This is a genomic window from Epibacterium sp. ABZ3_068, assembly GCF_056159265.1.
Genome location: NZ_JBSWUV010000001.1, coordinates 4,015,413 through 4,032,200, shown reverse-complemented (window position 1 = coordinate 4,032,200; position 16,788 = coordinate 4,015,413). Strand labels below are relative to the sequence as shown.

The window sequence follows — 16,788 nt, the reverse complement described above, 5'->3', positions numbered from 1 at the left end:
AAAGCGAGTGCGGATATCAGCTACCTTCGGCGATCATACCGGTGACCATGTCATAGAGCTCCTGCGCAGGCAGACCGCGCGCGGTGTTCTCTTCGATCCAGGCCTTGGCAGCCGGAGCAGCAGCGGCGTCTTTGAATGCTTTGATTTCATCCGCCGAGAAGGTCACTTGCGTGATGCCACGCTCGTCCAGGGCAGGGCCCCAGGCATCCATGGTTTTGTTGTTGTAGTTGTCAATGTAGTACTCCAACGCTTCCGGAACGGACTCCATCAGCGCTGCACGGTGCTCGTCCGACAAGTCGTTCAGCGCATCGGTGTTGACAACAACCGGGCAGTTCACAGTGCCGGGGTTCAGGTTCGCGGTCCACCAGGTGGCGTCTTCAATGGTGCCAAAGGACATATGTGCATGGGGCGCAAAGCTTGCAGCCTTGATCACGCCGCTGTCCATCGCCTGGCGCACTTCGGTTGCGGACATGGACGTCGGAACAGCACCGATGGTTTCCATCGCCGCACCGATGCCGCCGGTTGCGCGAACGCTCAGACCTTCAAAGTCTTTGATTGTAGAAGGCACATCACCGACGCCAACGATATTATATTGCGGCAGCGGGGAGGGCATCAGAAGGGTTGCGTTCCAACGGCCAAGGTCTTTGACAACAGCGGGGTGCTGATAAAGCGCCATGGACAGCTGCGCTTCCTGCTCCAATGTGGTCACACCCAGAAACGGCAGTTCCAATACGGTGATCGACGGGTTCTTGTCACGGTGATACCCGGCGCAGAACTGCGCCATCTCAAAGGCTCCAATTTCGATCCCGTCCAGATTTTCGCGGTTTTTGGACAGGCCGCCATAGCTGATGTTCAGTGTAAACTCGCCATTGGTTTTCTGGTCCAACAGCTCGGCCAGCTTTTCAACGTGCTCGGTGAAGGCCCGGCGTTTCCCCCAGAGCGAGACGCTCCATTCGGTGGCCATGGCTTCGCCTGCAAAAGCGACAGTTAAAGCAACAACAGCGGTTTGCGAAAGAATTTTGCGCATTCTGTCTCCTCCCAGATGCAAATTGGATTCTTAAATCGCAGTGTGCAGAAACAAATAGGCTTTGCCTATGAAGGAAAGCGCGCAGTGACGCAGCGTATCCCTGCGGCTTTCCGCAGGGCGAAGCGGGTCACAGCAATGCATCCTTGTCCAGACGTAGTTTCACGATTTTCTCGTTCAAGGTGCGGCGCCCTATGCCAAGCGCGTCCGCCGTATCATCCATTCGGCCCTGATGGTCGCGGATGGCTTTGGCAATCAGTTCGCGTTCAAAGGTGGCCACCGCTTCGCGTAGGGTCAGCGGCACGTCTTCGATGTTCTTTTCACTGCGGATTGCTTCAGCCATATTGCCCGTGCCCCGACGTGCGGCAAGACAGCGGCGCTCGCAGACATGGCGCAGCTCACGGACATTTCCGGGCCAGGAATGCGCCAAAAGAGCGGCCAAGTCATCATGGCTCAGATCCGGCGGGGGCGTGTCATATATCCGTGCCGCCTGTTCCAGAAAGTGTCGCGCCAGTAGCGCCAGATCATCGCCGCGTTGGCGCAGCGGAGGCAGATCCAGAACAACCGTGTTTAGGCGGTACAAAAGGTCCGCGCGCAGGCGCCCTTCGATCACCGCCTGTTCCGGATCTTCGTTGGTGGAGGATAAAATCCGAAAGGATGCGGCAATCGGGTGCGGGGCACCAACCGGTAGAATTTCCTTTTCTTCGATCACACGCAACAGTTTGGCCTGAACCGGAAGGGGACAAGAGCAGATCTCATCCAGGTAGAGCGTGCCCCCTGCCGCCGCCAGCAGCCGCCCGTCGACGTTGCCATAGGTGCCAAACATATCGGCTTCAAATGTGTCGGGCGACAGGCCCGCACAGCTCAAGGCGAGGAACGGTGCATCCGGCGCAGGACCAAGGTCGTGCAGAGCGCGGGCCGCAAGATCTTTGCCGGTGCCCGTTTCTCCGTTCAACAGGACCGGCGCGTCTATGTCGGCCAGCGTTAGGATGTCCTGTCTTAACGCTGTGATTTCCGGGGTCTGGCCCAGTACCATACGATCCAGCCCCGAAAGCTGGTAGAGCCGGGCGGTCAGCCGCGCATTGCTTTGGCGCATCCGCGCGCGTTCAGCGGCATTTTGCAGAACCGAGAGCAGCCGACGTGGCTCATGTGGCTTCTCAAGGAAACTGTAGGCCCCGTCCTGAACCGCTTGAACCGCCATTGGAATGTCGCCATGGGCTGAGATCAGAACCAAAGGCGGCGCAGCTTCCATCGTTGTCAGCTGTTGTAACAGCTCCAATCCGGACATGCCGGGCATGCGCACATCAGACAGGATCACATCGGGTGCGGACCGCGTCAGATACTCCTGCACTTGGGTCGCCCGGGACAAAGCCTCGACCCGCCAGCCCGCCGCCTCCAGCAAGGCCAGAAGCGATTGTCGCATCATCTTGTCATCATCGACCACCAGAATGCTGAAAGGGCTCTGTTCGCTCATACGGCCTCGCCGTGTTGATCTGTCGGAAATGTGAGGGAGAAAACCGCGCCGCGCCTTCGTTCTCCGTTGCGCGCCTGAAGCACGCCGCCGTGTTCCTTTACGATCTGAGCAGATATCGCAAGTCCCAGCCCCATTCCCCGCCCGCTTTCACGTGTGGTCATGAAGGGTTCCTGAAGATCCGCCAAAGTTGCCGCGCCAAGCCCGTGACCATTGTCGCGGATTTCACAAAGGGTCTCTGTTGTGGAGCTTCGCAGAGTGATATCGACGCGCGGGTCTGTTTCGTCTTCCACGGCGTCCAGGGCGTTGCGCACAAGATTGGTCAAAACCTGTTCCACCCGCAGCCTGTTGCCGCGTATCAGGGCTGGTGAGTTTGGCAGAATGGTTACAATTTCGGCACCGATCCCTGTGCGATTGGGCTCTACAAGATCCAATACAGCTTGGAGCGCGGCCACCAGATCCACAGGTTCAAATTCATCCTCACCTGAACGGGCAAAGAATTTCAGCTGCCGCGTGATGCCTTCCATCCGTTCGACCAGCGAGGTGATGTGGCTCAGCAACGGGCTTTCCGAAGCGTTCAGCATTTGCGCAGCCGCAAGGTGGTTTCGCATGGCTGCGATCGGTTGCCCCAGTTCATGTGTCACCGAGGCGGCAACCTGTCCCAGCGCCGCCAAACGACTGGTGCGTTCCAATTCATCCTGAGTGCGGCGCAACTGTTGCTCAGCAAGGCGTCGCTCTGAAATCTCGTGCGCCAAACGGGTATTTGCAGCTCGCAGTTTGCTTTCTTCGTTTTCGGAGCGAAACAGCGCGGATCGGATGCGGCGGGTCCGGCGCAGTTGCAGCACGCCAAGCCCCATCGCCAGCAGGACCACGGCCACAGCTGTCACCAGCCCGGCGCGGGCCAGAGCCCGGTCCCCGGCCGCGAAATAATGGAGTTGCCACCCATGAGGCTCGGTCGCACTTGTCAGGTGCAAAAGGCTCTCGCCTCCAATGGAGGCTTGCTGCATGCCGTCTACGGTCCAATCCAGTGGGGGCAGTGCTTGTTCCGGAAACTGTCGCTCGGCTTCGATACGCGCGCGGGTCGCGCTGGGTAGGGGGGACAAAACCTGATATTGCCAGACAGGGTTCGATGCCAGGAGAACAACACCGGCCTGATCCGCAAGCAGGACTTTTTCGCCAGAAGCTCGCCAGCTTTTGGCAAGGTTCGTCAGGTCAATCTTGATGGCGATTGCGCCGCGAACCGTGCCATCATCACTGCGGACCGGGTCGGCAATAAAATACCCAGGCGCGCCGGTTGTTGCACCGATGGCGTAAAACCGCCCTTGCTGGCCTGAAATCGCCGTTTGGAAATACGGGCGGAACGCATAATTCTGCCCGATAAAACTGGTGTCTGTTGCGTAATTTGATGCCGCGATGGTGCGCCCGGTGGGGTCCATCAGGTAAATCGCATCCAACCCGGCACGGCTAGCGAAATCCGACAGCCGGATGTTCAGCCTTGCCGTTGAGGATTGCGCGAGAGCCGCCCTGACAAAGCTGTCCTGTGAAAGCACATGGGTCAGATGCGAGAAACGATCCAGTTCGGCTTCAACGGTGGACCGGTAAAGCGACAGTCGACCCTCTGCACGAACCAGCTCTTCGGTCCTGAAGTAGTCATAGGACAAGCGAAACAACCCAAGCGCAAATAGGATCGCATAGACGACATAAAGCAAAAGATGCAGTCGGCGGAGGAACTTGGGGCGGGCCACGCGGTCAAGGGCTCCGAGCATGAGTTTCAGTTGGGCTTAAGCAAATTGGCGCATTTCTGCGGAGCTTGGCAAATGAAAAGGCGAAACAAGCCTGCCCGTAAAAGTAAAACGCCCTGCCACCAAAATCGGTCGCAGGGCGCATAAGATCCAAATTCGCAGATTACCGTTTGCGGTCGCGGCGTGTGCTCATCGGCTGGAAGGCTACGCCGACGTGGGCCTCGCAATAGGGTTTGCCTTGCTGGACTGGCAGCCCACAGAACCAGAAATCATCGGTTGCTGGATCGCCGACAGGCCATTTGCAGGTGCGCTCGGTCAGTTCCATCAGGGAAAGCTTTTTGGCCTTCTTTTCGATTTCATTGACTTTGGCCAGCGCTTCCGGGCTGATCTCGTTTGCGGACGGCTGCGGCGGCAAGGGTTGGCCGGCCGGAATGATCTGCTTGCGGGCCGGCAGCGATGGTTTTGCTTCGGCAGCAGGTGCCGGTTCTGGCGCCGCAGGGCGCGCCGGTTCGGTCTTTGGCTGTGGCTTTGGTTTGGCCGCAGCCTTTACCGCAGGCTTTTCCTTGGCCTCGCCACCGCTTTTGGCACCTGTGGTGCGGTTGGACAGACCCAGACGGTGGACCTTGCCGATCACAGCGTTGCGGGTCACGCCCCCGAGTTCTTTGGCGATCTGACTGGCCGACTGACCTTCGCCCCACATTTTTTTGAGCAGTTCGACGCGCTCATCTGTCCAGGACATATTTTGCCTTTCAAAGCTAATAGCGGCCCCAGCATCCTGCGGCCGCCATCGGAATTCCTTATCAGGTCTCTATTCTAGTCACTGGCGGCGGAGTTACAAGGTATCTTGCGCTTGGGTGTGCATAAGCTATGCAGCAAGAGCACAGAGCACCGGGAGACAGCACGTGGCACAGTCGGACTACACCATCGATTTGGGCGAACGCCGCTTTGGTCGGATCAATTGGCTGGGGCTGCAGACCATAGCCAAGCGAGAGATTATGCGGTTCATGGCAGTTTGGACCCAAACTCTTTTGGCGCCGCTGGTGACGGCCGGCCTGTTTCTGATGATCTTCAATCTGGCGATCGGTCCGAACCGGGGCGAGGTCATGGGCGTACCTTTCCTTCATTTCCTGGCCCCCGGCATTTTGACCATGACAGTGATCCAAAACGCCTTTGCCAACACGTCTTCTTCGATTGTGATCTCAAAGGTGCAGGGCAATATCGTGGATACATTGATGCCGCCCCTGTCCGGGTTAGAGGTCCTGCTTGGCTATCTGGCAGGTGCTGTTGCCCGCGGGCTTTTTGTCGCGCTGGGCATCGGCCTGGGGCTGTTCCTGGTGCTCGGAATTGTGCCGGAACATCCGTTTGTTGCGCTGGTGTTTGTTATTCTGGGCGCGCTCTTTCTGGGTGGGTTGGGGATCGTTGCCGGGGTCTTTGCAGACAAGTTCGATCAGATGGCGGCGATCACAAATTTTATTGTAACCCCGCTCGCATTTTTATCGGGCACATTTTATTCGGTTGATGCCTTGCCGCCGGTTTTGCACATTCTCAGCCATGTGAACCCTGTTTTCTACCTGATCGACGGTGTGCGATTCGGTGTTATAGGAGTGTCTGACAGTGCGCCTTGGCTTGGCTTCGCGGTCTGCAGCGGGGCGACACTTGTGGTTTGCACCTTGGGTTGGCTGATGCTGCGCAGCGGCTACCGACTGAAACCCTGATTACTATCCCAAAACCCGCATGCGACGGCGCTGAACCGCTTCGCGCCAGGCCAAAAGAGCAGCGCCACTGAGGATCACACAGGCACCCATAACGCTTACCCAATCCGGAACTTCTTCAAACACGGCAAAATCATAGATCGTTGCGAAGACCAGGGTTGCATATGTGAAGGGCGCGACAAATGACGCATCAGCCCGCGCCATCGCATTGATAAAGAGGCTTTGCGCGCAGGCCATTATCGCCCCCAGTGTTCCAAGTGCGATCCATTGCTGCGCCGTTGGCATCTGCCAGAACGGCAACACCGCCAAGGTTGCGATCACCACTCCCAGCGCATTGTTGATCCCCAAGATCTGCAAAGGCCCCTCGCGACCGGCAAGTTTCTTTATGAAAATAATTTCCATCCCCATCACAACCGCGGCAGCAAGGGCCAAAAGCGATGCCGGCTGAAAGCTGTTAGGCGTTGGCCGCAACAGGATCATTGCGCCGAGCATTGCAATGCTCGCCGCCGCCCATCGCCAGGGGCCAACGCGCTCTCCCAACAAAGGGATGGCGAGCAGCATTCCAAAGACAGGGTTCAGGAAAGTGATCGCTGTGGCGTCGGACAGTGGAATATAGGCGACGGCGGAAAACATCAGCGTAACGCCGCCCCATCCAAAAATCGTGCGCCCGACGTGAAGTCTCATATGGGGGGGCGTAAAATGCGGTCTGCGTATAGCCACAAAAGTCGTAATCGCTGAGAAGGCGAACATAAAACGCCCGTGACTGATCTGCAGCGGGTGCAGTGCTGGCCCCAGAGTTTCGGTTCCCAACAGCTTGGCCAGCAGTGTTGTCGCTGCAATGAATACGGTCGCTGTCAGGATCAGCGTCGCAGCAAGGGGGGGATTCTGGCGTGCAAACTGGCTCATGGATAAAGCGATGCGCCTGGTTCAGGCTTTTTGCAAGCACAAGCCTGTATCCATACAAACAGTTCACAGCCGCAGCCGCGCTGCTCCGTATCCCCACATTAAAACCATCCCAACCGCAGCCACGAAAAATGGCAGGCGCAGTGCCAAGTCGTGTCCCAAGCCCGGCGTTGCCAGCGCGACCAGCGCCCCGCCAATAAGCGCTCCAAAGGGGGACATGCCCCAGCCAAAGAAACGGTAAAGGCTGTTGACCCGTCCAAGCAGCTGATCCGGTATGTGGCGCTGCCGGTAGGAGACTGTCACCACATTCCACAACAAAGCGGCAAACATTTCAAGAAACAGGCCGACGGCTACCCACCATACTGACGGGGCAAAGGCGATGATGACCATGGCTGCGGCCAGACCAGGAAGGGCAATCAGCAGGGCGGTGCGTTCATTGGTGCGTGCAGCAATGGTGGGGCACAACAGCCCACCAACCACGCCTCCGGCTGCTCCGGCCGTCAGCAACACCCCGTGCTGCGCCGCGTTCAGCCCCAACAGGTCCTGGGCAAAAAGCGGCAGCACCGCCAAAGTCATCATTGAAAAGAGGTTCATCAGCCCCAGCATAATGGCCAAGCGCAAAATGGTTTGATGCCGACGCAACCAGTCAATCCCCTCGCGTGCCTCATGGTGCCAGCGGCGGGGTGGGCGCTTTGCGCGCGGAGCAATCCGCATGGCCCATACAAGGGCTGCCGCCGCGGCAAAGGTCACTGCGTCCAGAAAAAATGGGGCAGGTACCGCATAGGCGATTAGAACTCCGGCCAGAGGCGGCCCGACAAAGCTGCCCATAACCTGTTCGACACTCCAAAGTTGCCCATTGGCGCGCTCCAGCGTCTGTGTTGGGACGACCGAGGGGAGAACCGTCTGCGCCGCGTTATCGCGCAGCACCTCAGCGCAGCCCAGTAAAAACGCCAGCGCCGACAGGGCCAGAATATACGGCATGGGGGCTGCTACCGGAAATGCCGGTGCGGAGAGGATGATACCGATCACGCCAAATGTCAGTGCCATGCGCACAAGGTCAGCGCGCAGCATCAATTGTCTGCGGTCCGATCTGTCGGTCCAGACACCGGCTGGCACTGACAACACCAGCCAGGGCAGGCGGGTGGCAAAGGCAACCATAGCAACCAGAAACGGGTCGCGGGTGATCATGGTCGCAAGCCAGGGAAAGGCCAGCGCGGAAACGCCATCGCCCAGATTGGAAATTGCGGTAGCGGAAAACAAAAGCCGGTAATTCGGCAGGGTCCATAAATATGTCATGCTCCCAGCAAGGCTGGCACAGAGGGCTCTGTCAATCCTTGCTACAGGAGCAGCCCGCCGGGGATGCGTGGAAGATGCAACGCCAAATCGGCGCTTTTGGGTGACAAAAGGGGTTCACAAGCGGTGATTCCTCCCTTATGGAGCCGAAGTATGACCAAACACGCAAATAATTCGTCCCTCCGACGTCGACGCTGACCGGCTTTGCCGGGGCATTTGCCCTGTTTGATCCCCATGCACGAATGTTTCGCTAATATTTGTGCAGTTCTCGCTTCCAAACCAATTGACCCTATGGCCAGCCTGTTGCACTGATTTGGCCTCTTATTTTTTGAAAAGGATGATCCGATGATCCCGTCCGTCTTGCCAACCTATTCGCGCGCCCCGCTGCACTTCGTCAAAGGCGAAGGCTCCTGGCTGGTGGAAGCCGATGGTCGACGCTTTCTGGATCTGGGAGCAGGCATCGCGGTAAACGCCTTGGGCCATGCGCATCCGAAATTGGTGGAGGCGCTGACCAGTCAGGCGCAGAACCTGTGGCATGTTTCCAACCTCTACGAGATCCCCCAGCAGCAAGCTCTTGCGGACAAGCTGGTAGAACATTCCTTTGCGGATACGGTGTTCTTTACCAATTCCGGCACCGAAAGCTGCGAGCTGGCTGTGAAAATGGCCCGCAAGTACTTCTTTGAAAAGGGCCAGCCAGAACGGGTGGAAATCATCACCTTTGATGGTTCTTTCCATGGCCGCTCTTCTGCTGGTATTGCGGCGGCCGGGTCCGAGAAAATGGTAAAAGGCTTTGGCCCGATCTTGCCGGGGTTTGTGCATCTGACTTTTGGCGATCTGGACGGTGTGACCAATGCAATCACAGATCAGACCGCCGCAATTCTGATCGAACCGGTACAAGGCGAAGGGGGCATCCGCCCTGTACCCGATGCCGAGCTGAAAGCGCTGCGTGCAATCTGTGACGAAGCGGGCATCCTGCTGATTCTGGATGAGGTCCAATGTGGCGTTGGCCGGACGGGTAAGCTCTTTGCCCATGAATGGGCGGGGATTACCCCGGACATTATGATGGTTGCCAAAGGGATCGGCGGCGGTTTCCCCTTGGGCGCTGTTCTTGCCACCGAAGAGGCTGCCTCTGGGATGACCGCAGGTACACATGGTTCCACCTATGGCGGCAACCCGCTTGCCTGTGCTGTTGGTGCTGCGGTGATGGATGAGGTGGCAACGCCTGAGTTTCTGGCGGAAGTGAACCGCAAGGCAGGCTTGCTGCGGCAAAAACTCGAAGGTCTGGTTGCCGCCCATCCAGATGTCTTTGCCGAGGTGCGCGGATCAGGTCTGATGCTGGGGCTGAAATGCGTCGGGCCGAATACTGATGTGGTTCAGGCGGGCTATGACGCCGAGCTGATCACGGTGCCGGCTTCTGACAATGTGATCCGCTTGTTGCCCGCGTTGAACCTCACCGATGAGGACATCAACGAGGCCTTCACCCGCTTGGATGCGGCAGCAAGCCAGGTCGAGACCGCTTGACTTCATCTTTTCCCAAATACTTCGGGGGGGTGGGGGCTGGCCCCCACATCTGTCCGATCCAGAAAACGAGACCGATATGAACCATTTCCTTGATATCCACAAAACCGACGCAACTGCTTTGCGGGGGATTATTGATCAGGCCAGCGCCATGAAACAGGCCCGCCTTGGTCGCCCCAAAGGCGCAGGTGATGATGAACAACCACTTGCCGGACATATGGTTGCGCTGATCTTTGAAAAGCCATCGACCCGTACTCGTGTGTCGTTTGATGTGGGGGTGCGCCAGATGGGCGGTCAAACCATGGTGCTCTCGGGTAAGGATATGCAGCTTGGCCATGGTGAGACCATCGCTGACACGGCGCGGGTTCTCAGCCGCTATGTGGATCTGATCATGATCCGTACCTTTGATGAAAGCGTCCTGCTGGAGATGGCGGAATATGCCGATGTGCCGGTGATCAACGGTTTGACCGACCGCACGCACCCCTGCCAGATCATGGCGGACATCCTCACCTATGAGGAACACCGGGGCTCGATCAAAGGCAAAAAGGTTGTCTGGACCGGCGACGGCAACAATGTCTGCGCGTCTTTTCTGCATGCCGCGGGCCAGTTCGGCTTTGACGTGACCTTCACCGGCCCTGAACAGTTGGACCCCGAAGAGGAATTTGTCGGCCTCGCACGCAAGGCCGGGGCAAGTGTCATCATTGAACGGGATCCGGTCAAAGCGGTTCAGGGCGCGGACCTGATTGTGGCGGACACTTGGGTCTCCATGCATGACAGCCAGTCCTCCAAGGAACGTCGGCATAACCTGCTGCGTTCATACCAGGTCAATGACGAGCTGATGTCACATGCCAAACCGGATGCATTGTTCATGCACTGCCTGCCTGCCCACCGAGAAGAAGAGGTGACTTCGGCCGTGATGGATGGCCCGCAATCCGTGATCTTTGATGAGGCGGAAAACCGGCTGCACGCGCAAAAAGCAGTCATGCGCTACTGTCTGGGTGTTTGATCCAGAAACGAAGTTCTTAAAAAGCCGCTCTGGGTCAGGGCGGCTTTTTCTATTGAACCACCTGCATCATCGCAGTGAAAATCACCGCAGACAGTGAGGCGGCCGCAGGCACTGTAAAAATCCAGGCCGCAATGATTGTCATGAAATGGCTGCGGCGCACCAACCTGCGGCGGCGTACTTCTTCTTTTGCAAGTTTCGGGGTGTCAGGCAAAGACTTATGCAGCTTTTGACGTCTTCGGGTCATGTACCATTCACGAAAGAATCCCACGCCAAAGACACCGCCAACCGCAACATGGGTTGACGACACCGGAAGCCCCATCCCGCTGGCCAGAATGACCGTGATCGCAGCCGAAAGCGACACACAGAATGCGCGCATCGGATTTAGCTTTGTTATCTGGTCGCCGACCATTCGGATGAGCTTTGGCCCAAACAGAAACAGGCCAAAGGATATTCCCAGCGCACCAATGACCATGATCCAACGCGGCACCTCCACATCAGCGACGCTGGTGCCTGTCTGGGTGGCATGGACAATGGCAGCAAGGGGGCCAACGGCATTGGCCACATCATTTGCACCATGGGCAAAGGACAAAAGCGTTGCTGAAACAACCAGCGGCAGGGAAAACAGCGACTTTAGGGACCGGTTTCGGTTCTCCATGCGCCGCGCCTTGCGGCGGATCAACGGTGCGACAATGACATAGGTCACTCCTGCCACAGCCAGCCCAATTAGCGGAGCGGAGTTCGGCGAGGTTGTGAACAAGCGATCTACGCCTTTGACCATCAAATACGTCGAGAAGGCCCCGGCCATCACCGCGACAAGTACCGGAACCCACCGCGCGGCAGCGGCCATCTTGTCTTTTTGATATATGATCTTGGTCTTTACAAAGAACAGGATTGATGCGGCGATCACTCCGCCCAGGATCGGTGATAGCATCCAATTGGCGGCGATCACGGCAACCAAGGGCCAGTTTACCGCAGAGCCTCCCAACGCCATGACACCGGCGCCCAGGACACCGCCAACGATGGAATGGGTTGTTGAAACCGGAGCGCCGAGCCATGTGGCGACATTGACCCATGCGGCGGCACCGATCAGCGCTGAAAGCATTGCCCAGACTAAGGCCTGGGTATCGGTTGCCGCGTCAATCTGCAGGATATCATATGAAATCGTGTGCACCACGTCGCGTCCGGCCAGCAGGGCGCCGGCGCTTTCGGCAACTACAGCGATCAGAATTGCCGCGCCCATTGGCAATGCACGTGCCCCAACAGCGGGCCCCATATTGTTGGACACATCATTCGCGCCGATGTTTATCGCCATATAGGCGCCGACGGCGGTTGCTGCGATGACCAGCAGCAAGTTGGGTTGTGCGCCCCAGACAAAAGCTGCCACCATTGCTGCAATCAATATGAATGCAAAAGCAAAACCGCTGCCAATCAGGCCGCGTGCGATAGAACCTGTCGCCAGCTCAACACGTGAAATACGACTGAGATCATTGTCTAGGGTTTTCCACCCCTTCGGCGCAATCGGCATGGCTGGCCCCTCAGAGGATTAAAGTTCCAGCAGCAAATTACGCAGAGCTGGCTCGGCCACCAGTGTGGAGGCCTGCTGTGAAGGTATCCATTGGCGCTTGCGCTGATGGGCTTCAGGATATGTATTGGCCAGTTTTTTCACTTTTGCAGCATAAACCAGTGCGGTTACCGGCTCTGAGGTGCCATTGTCGCGCCGCTTGGTATAGTCAAAACGGCCAATGGGCTCTTCAGCAATATCTGCTTTTCTGACACCGGCTTCTTCCCAGGCTTCTTGCAGGGCGGCTTCGGCGCAGGTCTTGCCATCCATCGGCCAGCCCTTTGGGATGATCCAGCGTCCTGTATCTCGGCTGGAGATCAACAATACCTCGGTTCGTCCGTTGCGTTCACGATAGCATAGCGCGGCCACCTGCAGTTGCTTGGGGCGTTGCAGCAAGGGACGAATATATTCTTCCCAAGTTCTCCCGAGTAGACTGGTCGTTGTAGAGGAGGCTATGGCTTGGATCCTTGAAAAATTTGCGGGAACATAATGTTTGCGTAACGGTGTTCAAGATGTGTCACCGTAAATAATGTGCAATTCATGTTGAAATTAAGTTCATACTTCAAATGTGTTGGAATGGGGTTACAATTTTTGCCTGGTGGACGTAAGCCTGCGTGCTGGCTGTGATCATTATTTATGAAGGGCTGCGCCTCCGATTGGCGCGCAGGGTAGGGTCAGCTTCGGTGGGGTCGTCGGGCCAGGGGTGTTTGGGATATTGAGCGCGCATATCTTTGCGCACATCAGCATAGGACCCTGCCCAGAACCCCGGCAGGTCGCGGGTGATCTGAATCGGTCGCTGCGCCGGCGACAAAAGGGTGATCTTCAGGGCCTCGCCGCCGATCCTTGGGTGTTGCGTGACACCGAACATCTCTTGCAAGCGGACCTCGATCGCGGGGATCTCCCCGGAGTAGTCAATGGGGATTTTGCGCCCCAAAGGGGTCTTGAAACTGCCGGGCGCTTCGCGGTCCAGAAGCTGGCTTTGGTCCCAGGTCAAAGCGGCCTGAAGCGCAGGAAGCAGATCGAAACGCTTCCAGTCCTCGGCGCTGCGTTCGCGACCAAGCATGGGCAACAGCCAGTCGTCCAATGTTTCAAGCAAAGCGGGCGGCGAGAAGTCCGGCAGATCATGTCCGTCGGCACGCAACAGCTCCACCCGAGAGATCAGCCGGGCGGCGGCAGGGGAAAACCGCAGGCCAAGTTCGCGCACACCGTCAAGCATCGCGCGGGCAATTGCGTCCTGTGGGGCATCCTTCCAGATCTGGTCTTCCAGGACAATTGCCCCCAGCCGTTCCTGTTTGCGGGCCACCACCCGGCGGTCGCGTTTTGACCAGTGACAGGCGTCGACCTGTGCGATTTGGGTGTCAAACAGCGCGCGAATCTCGCTTTGACCGATCTGGGCTGCCATGCGGATCCGGGCCTCGCGCGGGTTGCCGTCAGTATCGATGGCCACCACAAACGCCGCGTTGGCCAGCCCATCCGTGGCCTCCAGTATGGCCCCTTTGCCGCCGGACAGGACAAAACGCGGCACATCGCCTTTGCGCCGCTGTCCGATGCGGTCGGGATAGGCGAGCGCGGCCATGGCAGCCGGGGAGAGACCTGGCGCAATGTCAGGGGCCTGGTGTTGCAGGCGTTTGATCTCGGTCTTGATGCGATCCACGGCTGGACGGTTGATCTGGTAAGGGCGACGCGCGGCAAAGGCTTTGGGATCCTTCAGCAGCTCAAGCCTGAGGCCAAGGTCCGGTGGCGCGCCGCGCAACGGGTCCGTTTCGCCGCACAGGGCACATAGCGGCGCGGCGGCGGGGCCTGCGTTCAGAAGCAGATGTCCCAGGCGCGGATGCAGCGGCAGCTTTGCCAAAGCCTTGCCATGGTCCGTAATCCGCCCGTCTTGATCCAAGGCGCCAAGCATCCGCAACAGCGCCTGCGCCTCGGCCAATGTTCCTGACGGTGGCGGTGTGAGAAAACCGAGATCCGAAGGCTGCGCGCCCCAAAGCGCCAGTTCCAACGCCAACGGCGCCAGATCTGCGGCCTCAATCTCGGCCGGGGGGAAGGCCATCAGCGCGCCTTCCTCTCCTTTGGTCCAGAGGCGGTAGCAGATGCCTTCAGCCACGCGTCCGGCACGCCCCATCCGCTGTGTTGCTTCGGCGCGGGTCACCTTTTCGGTCACAAGACGCGACATGCCTGAGCCCGGATCAAACCGCGCCCGCCGGGCCTGTCCCATATCAACCACCACACGCACATCGGGAATGGTCAGCGAGGTTTCTGCAATAGATGTCGCCAGCACCACTTTGCGCCCCTGTGTCGAGGGGCGAATGGCTGCTTGTTGTTCTGCAAAGGGGAGCGCGCCAAAGAGGGGGCGGATGTCACAGTTTTGCGGCAGTTGACTGGCCAGTTGGGTGGCGGCGCGACGAATTTCGCCTTCGCCGGGCAGAAAAACAAGGATCGCGCCGCCGCTTGGACGTGTCTCGCGTTCAGCCTTAACGACCAGCTCCACCAGCGCATCGATGCGGCGCGCCTTGGGGCCAAGGGGCTTGTCTAGCCAGCGGGTTTCCACTGCAAAACTGCGCCCTTCAGAGGTTACCATCGGGGCGTTCATCAGCCTGGCCACCGGGTCTGCGTCAAGCGTGGCCGACATGACAAGAAGCTTCAGATCATCACGCAGCGCCTCTGCGACTTCAAGGCACAGCGCCAGGCCGAAATCTGCGTTGAGAGACCGTTCGTGAAACTCATCAAAGATCACGGCGCTCACACCGGGCAGGTCTGGATCCGACTGGAGCATCCGGGTCAGAATGCCCTCAGTTACCACTTCGATCCGGGTGGTTTTGGAGGTCTTGTTGGCGCCGCGCATCCGGTAGCCGACGGTCTGCCCGACCGGTTCGCCCAACGTGTCCGCCATCCGTTCCGCCGCCGCCCGCGCGGCAAGGCGGCGAGGTTCCAGCATCAGAATGCGTCCCTCGCAGAGCCCGGCTTCGAGCATCGTCAATGGCACTCGGGTGGTTTTACCGGCACCGGGTGGGGCTTGCAGAACGGCCCGTCCTGATGTGCGCAAGGCATCCATGAGGTCGGGCAGGGCGTTTTCAATTGGCAGGCGAGGCGAATTTTGCATGACGCCTTATTGCCAGCCAAACGGCAAAGGTCCAGTGCCTCCACCATGTATGGGCGGTCTGAGGCCGGTGTCACAGACGGAGCGTGAACCGCCCAATCGTGGTCGACTAAGACAAGGTCTAAAAGCCTGGGCTGGCAGCGGCTGTTTCCATTTGTCCTATGCTTGACACTGGACTTTGCATGGCCAGTTGGGTTCAAGTCTGCCAAAGGTTTCCAAGGACAGGCGCGGGTATGGGTAGCGACATCGCACAATTGGGTGACAGGATTTTAAATGGCGAACGTCGGGCATTGGCACGGGCGATCACCTTGATCGAAAGTGGTCGCGCCGATCACCGCAACGACGCGGAGGCGCTGCTTCAAGAGGTGCAGGCCGCAAACCGGCAGGCGTTGCGCATCGGTCTGTCCGGAACGCCCGGTGTGGGAAAGTCTACCTTTATCGAGGCTTTCGGCATGATGCTGATTGGCCTAGGGCTGCGTGTAGCGGTGCTGGCAGTTGATCCAAGCTCGACACGGTCCGGTGGCTCAATCTTGGGTGATAAAACCCGAATGGAACACCTGAGCCGCGAGCGAAATGCCTTTATCCGCCCATCTCCCAGCCAGAATCATCTGGGTGGGGTGGCACGGCGTACGCGTGAGGCTGTCGCCCTGTGTGAAGCCGCTTCCTTTGATGTTGTACTGATCGAAACGGTTGGTGTTGGCCAGTCTGAAACCGTTGTATCCGAGCTGTGCGACCTGTTCCTGCTGCTGCTTGCACCGGCGGGAGGGGATGAATTGCAGGGGGTCAAACGCGGGATCATGGAAATGGCTGACATGATCCTGGTGAACAAAGCCGACGGGGATCTGAAACCCGTGGCCACCCGAACCTGTGCTGATTACGCCGGCGCATTGCGCCTTTTGCGCAAACGACCCTATGACCCCGAAGGGTATCCCTGCGCCAAGATGGTTTCAGCGCTTGAGAAAAACGGGCTTCAGGATGCGTGGGAGAGCATGCAGGAACTGATAAAATGGCGCAAGGAAAACGGCCATTGGGATTCGCGCCGGTCCGCACAGGCGGCCTATTGGTTTGATCAGGAAGTCCGTCAGGCGCTGCTGGCACAGCTCCAGTCCGAGGCCGCGCGGGCCGCGATGGCAGACCTGTCCGGTCAGGTTGCGAGCGGAACTCTGACACCATCTTCTGCTGCCAAACGGATGTTGCAGGAGTATTTGACCGCGCGATGATATAGCCCGCCGCGGAGCGAGCGGAACCAATCCACGACGCGCATTCTGACCCTGGCAGCAGCGGCAGAGCGTGGTCAGGCTTGTGGTCCTCCGGAAAACCGCGCAAAAAGAGCCTGAAGAAAGCTGAGTTGAATCACTTGACGCTGTTGACGGTTGAGCGTAATAGCAGCGGACCAGTTTTCGGGCGCAGCCAATGGCAGCGCCCCTTGTGATTTGGCCCGGACCTTCCTGGGCCTCCAGA

13 protein-coding genes are annotated in these 16,788 nt (G+C 58.5%); 4 read left to right on the top strand and 9 right to left on the bottom strand.

The features are described 5' to 3' along the window. Positions 1–16: 16 nt before the first annotated feature. The 4 genes from dctP to ACXAEW_RS19505 all read right to left on the bottom strand — a co-directional run bounded on the left by dctP (position 17) and on the right by ACXAEW_RS19505 (position 4,976). Positions 17–1,027 (bottom strand): TRAP transporter substrate-binding protein DctP, encoded by a 1,011-nt coding sequence (dctP, locus tag ACXAEW_RS19520; protein ID WP_474942917.1) that lies wholly within the window; start codon positions 1,025–1,027, stop codon positions 17–19. Between the two features lie 127 nt (positions 1,028–1,154). Beyond that, positions 1,155–2,498 carry a sigma-54-dependent transcriptional regulator gene (locus ACXAEW_RS19515; RefSeq protein WP_474942916.1) on the bottom strand — a complete coding sequence of 448 codons (1,344 nt, stop codon included), beginning with the start codon at positions 2,496–2,498 and terminating at the stop codon, positions 1,155–1,157. Continuing rightward, positions 2,495–4,261 carry a sensor histidine kinase gene (locus tag ACXAEW_RS19510; RefSeq protein WP_474942915.1) on the bottom strand — a complete coding sequence of 589 codons (1,767 nt, stop codon included), beginning with the start codon at positions 4,259–4,261 and terminating at the stop codon, positions 2,495–2,497. The genes ACXAEW_RS19515 and ACXAEW_RS19510 overlap by 4 nt, the downstream gene beginning before the upstream one ends. 139 nt (positions 4,262–4,400) lie before the next feature. Next, positions 4,401–4,976, bottom strand: coding sequence for a GcrA family cell cycle regulator (locus ACXAEW_RS19505; RefSeq protein WP_474942914.1), 576 nt, complete (start codon positions 4,974–4,976; stop codon positions 4,401–4,403). A gap of 163 nt (positions 4,977–5,139) precedes the next feature. On the opposite strand from ACXAEW_RS19505, the gene ACXAEW_RS19500 reads away from it, so the two are divergent. Next, positions 5,140–5,952 (top strand): ABC transporter permease, encoded by an 813-nt coding sequence (locus ACXAEW_RS19500; protein ID WP_474942913.1) that lies wholly within the window; start codon positions 5,140–5,142, stop codon positions 5,950–5,952. A 3-nt stretch (positions 5,953–5,955) separates the two neighbouring features. On the opposite strand, the gene ACXAEW_RS19495 is transcribed toward ACXAEW_RS19500, so the two are convergent. Together ACXAEW_RS19495 and ACXAEW_RS19490 are read right to left on the bottom strand one after the other, a co-directional pair. Continuing rightward, positions 5,956–6,855 carry a DMT family transporter gene (locus ACXAEW_RS19495; RefSeq protein ID WP_474942912.1) on the bottom strand — a complete coding sequence of 300 codons (900 nt, stop codon included), beginning with the start codon at positions 6,853–6,855 and terminating at the stop codon, positions 5,956–5,958. Between the two features lie 63 nt (positions 6,856–6,918). Further along, positions 6,919–8,148 carry an MFS transporter gene (locus ACXAEW_RS19490; protein ID WP_474942911.1) on the bottom strand — a complete coding sequence of 410 codons (1,230 nt, stop codon included), beginning with the start codon at positions 8,146–8,148 and terminating at the stop codon, positions 6,919–6,921. Between the two features lie 342 nt (positions 8,149–8,490). Here ACXAEW_RS19490 and ACXAEW_RS19485 point away from each other — a divergent pair, with 342 nt between their 5' ends. Both ACXAEW_RS19485 and argF read left to right on the top strand, forming a co-directional pair. Further along, entirely contained in the window at positions 8,491–9,666 is a 1,176-nt protein-coding gene (locus ACXAEW_RS19485) for an acetylornithine transaminase (protein ID WP_474942910.1), read from the top strand. 76 nt (positions 9,667–9,742) lie between these two features. Further along, positions 9,743–10,669 carry an ornithine carbamoyltransferase gene (gene argF / locus ACXAEW_RS19480; protein WP_474942909.1) on the top strand — a complete coding sequence of 309 codons (927 nt, stop codon included), beginning with the start codon at positions 9,743–9,745 and terminating at the stop codon, positions 10,667–10,669. Between the two features lie 49 nt (positions 10,670–10,718). Here argF and ACXAEW_RS19475 read toward each other — a convergent pair whose 3' ends face one another. From ACXAEW_RS19475 to hrpB, 3 genes are all read right to left on the bottom strand, one after another. After that, positions 10,719–12,194 carry an inorganic phosphate transporter gene (locus ACXAEW_RS19475; RefSeq protein WP_474942908.1) on the bottom strand — a complete coding sequence of 492 codons (1,476 nt, stop codon included), beginning with the start codon at positions 12,192–12,194 and terminating at the stop codon, positions 10,719–10,721. Between the two features lie 18 nt (positions 12,195–12,212). Then, positions 12,213–12,626, bottom strand: a complete 414-nt coding sequence (locus ACXAEW_RS19470; protein ID WP_474942907.1) for an NUDIX hydrolase — start codon at positions 12,624–12,626, stop codon at positions 12,213–12,215. A gap of 238 nt (positions 12,627–12,864) precedes the next feature. Then, positions 12,865–15,330 (bottom strand): ATP-dependent helicase HrpB, encoded by a 2,466-nt coding sequence (hrpB, locus tag ACXAEW_RS19465; RefSeq protein WP_474942906.1) that lies wholly within the window; start codon positions 15,328–15,330, stop codon positions 12,865–12,867. Positions 15,331–15,560: 230 nt separating this feature from the next. Here hrpB and meaB point away from each other — a divergent pair, with 230 nt between their 5' ends. After that, entirely contained in the window at positions 15,561–16,547 is a 987-nt protein-coding gene (gene meaB / locus ACXAEW_RS19460; RefSeq protein WP_474942905.1) for a methylmalonyl Co-A mutase-associated GTPase MeaB, read from the top strand. Positions 16,548–16,788: the final 241 nt, after the last annotated feature.

Excerpts from the sequence above, each read along its gene's own strand:
- dctP (WP_474942917.1), bottom strand. The coding sequence starts at position 1,027 with ATGCGCAAAATTCTTTCGCAAACCGCTGTTGTTGCTTTAACTGTCGCT.
- ACXAEW_RS19515 (WP_474942916.1), bottom strand. The coding sequence starts at position 2,498 with ATGAGCGAACAGAGCCCTTTCAGCATTCTGGTGGTCGATGATGACAAG.
- ACXAEW_RS19510 (WP_474942915.1), bottom strand. The coding sequence starts at position 4,261 with ATGCTCGGAGCCCTTGACCGCGTGGCCCGCCCCAAGTTCCTCCGCCGA.
- ACXAEW_RS19505 (WP_474942914.1), bottom strand. The coding sequence starts at position 4,976 with ATGTCCTGGACAGATGAGCGCGTCGAACTGCTCAAAAAAATGTGGGGC.
- ACXAEW_RS19495 (WP_474942912.1), bottom strand. The coding sequence starts at position 6,855 with ATGAGCCAGTTTGCACGCCAGAATCCCCCCCTTGCTGCGACGCTGATC.
- ACXAEW_RS19490 (WP_474942911.1), bottom strand. The coding sequence starts at position 8,148 with ATGACATATTTATGGACCCTGCCGAATTACCGGCTTTTGTTTTCCGCT.
- ACXAEW_RS19485 (WP_474942910.1), top strand. The coding sequence starts at position 8,491 with ATGATCCCGTCCGTCTTGCCAACCTATTCGCGCGCCCCGCTGCACTTC.
- argF (WP_474942909.1), top strand. The coding sequence starts at position 9,743 with ATGAACCATTTCCTTGATATCCACAAAACCGACGCAACTGCTTTGCGG.
- ACXAEW_RS19475 (WP_474942908.1), bottom strand. The coding sequence starts at position 12,194 with ATGCCGATTGCGCCGAAGGGGTGGAAAACCCTAGACAATGATCTCAGT.
- hrpB (WP_474942906.1), bottom strand. The coding sequence starts at position 15,330 with ATGCAAAATTCGCCTCGCCTGCCAATTGAAAACGCCCTGCCCGACCTC.
- meaB (WP_474942905.1), top strand. The coding sequence starts at position 15,561 with ATGGGTAGCGACATCGCACAATTGGGTGACAGGATTTTAAATGGCGAA.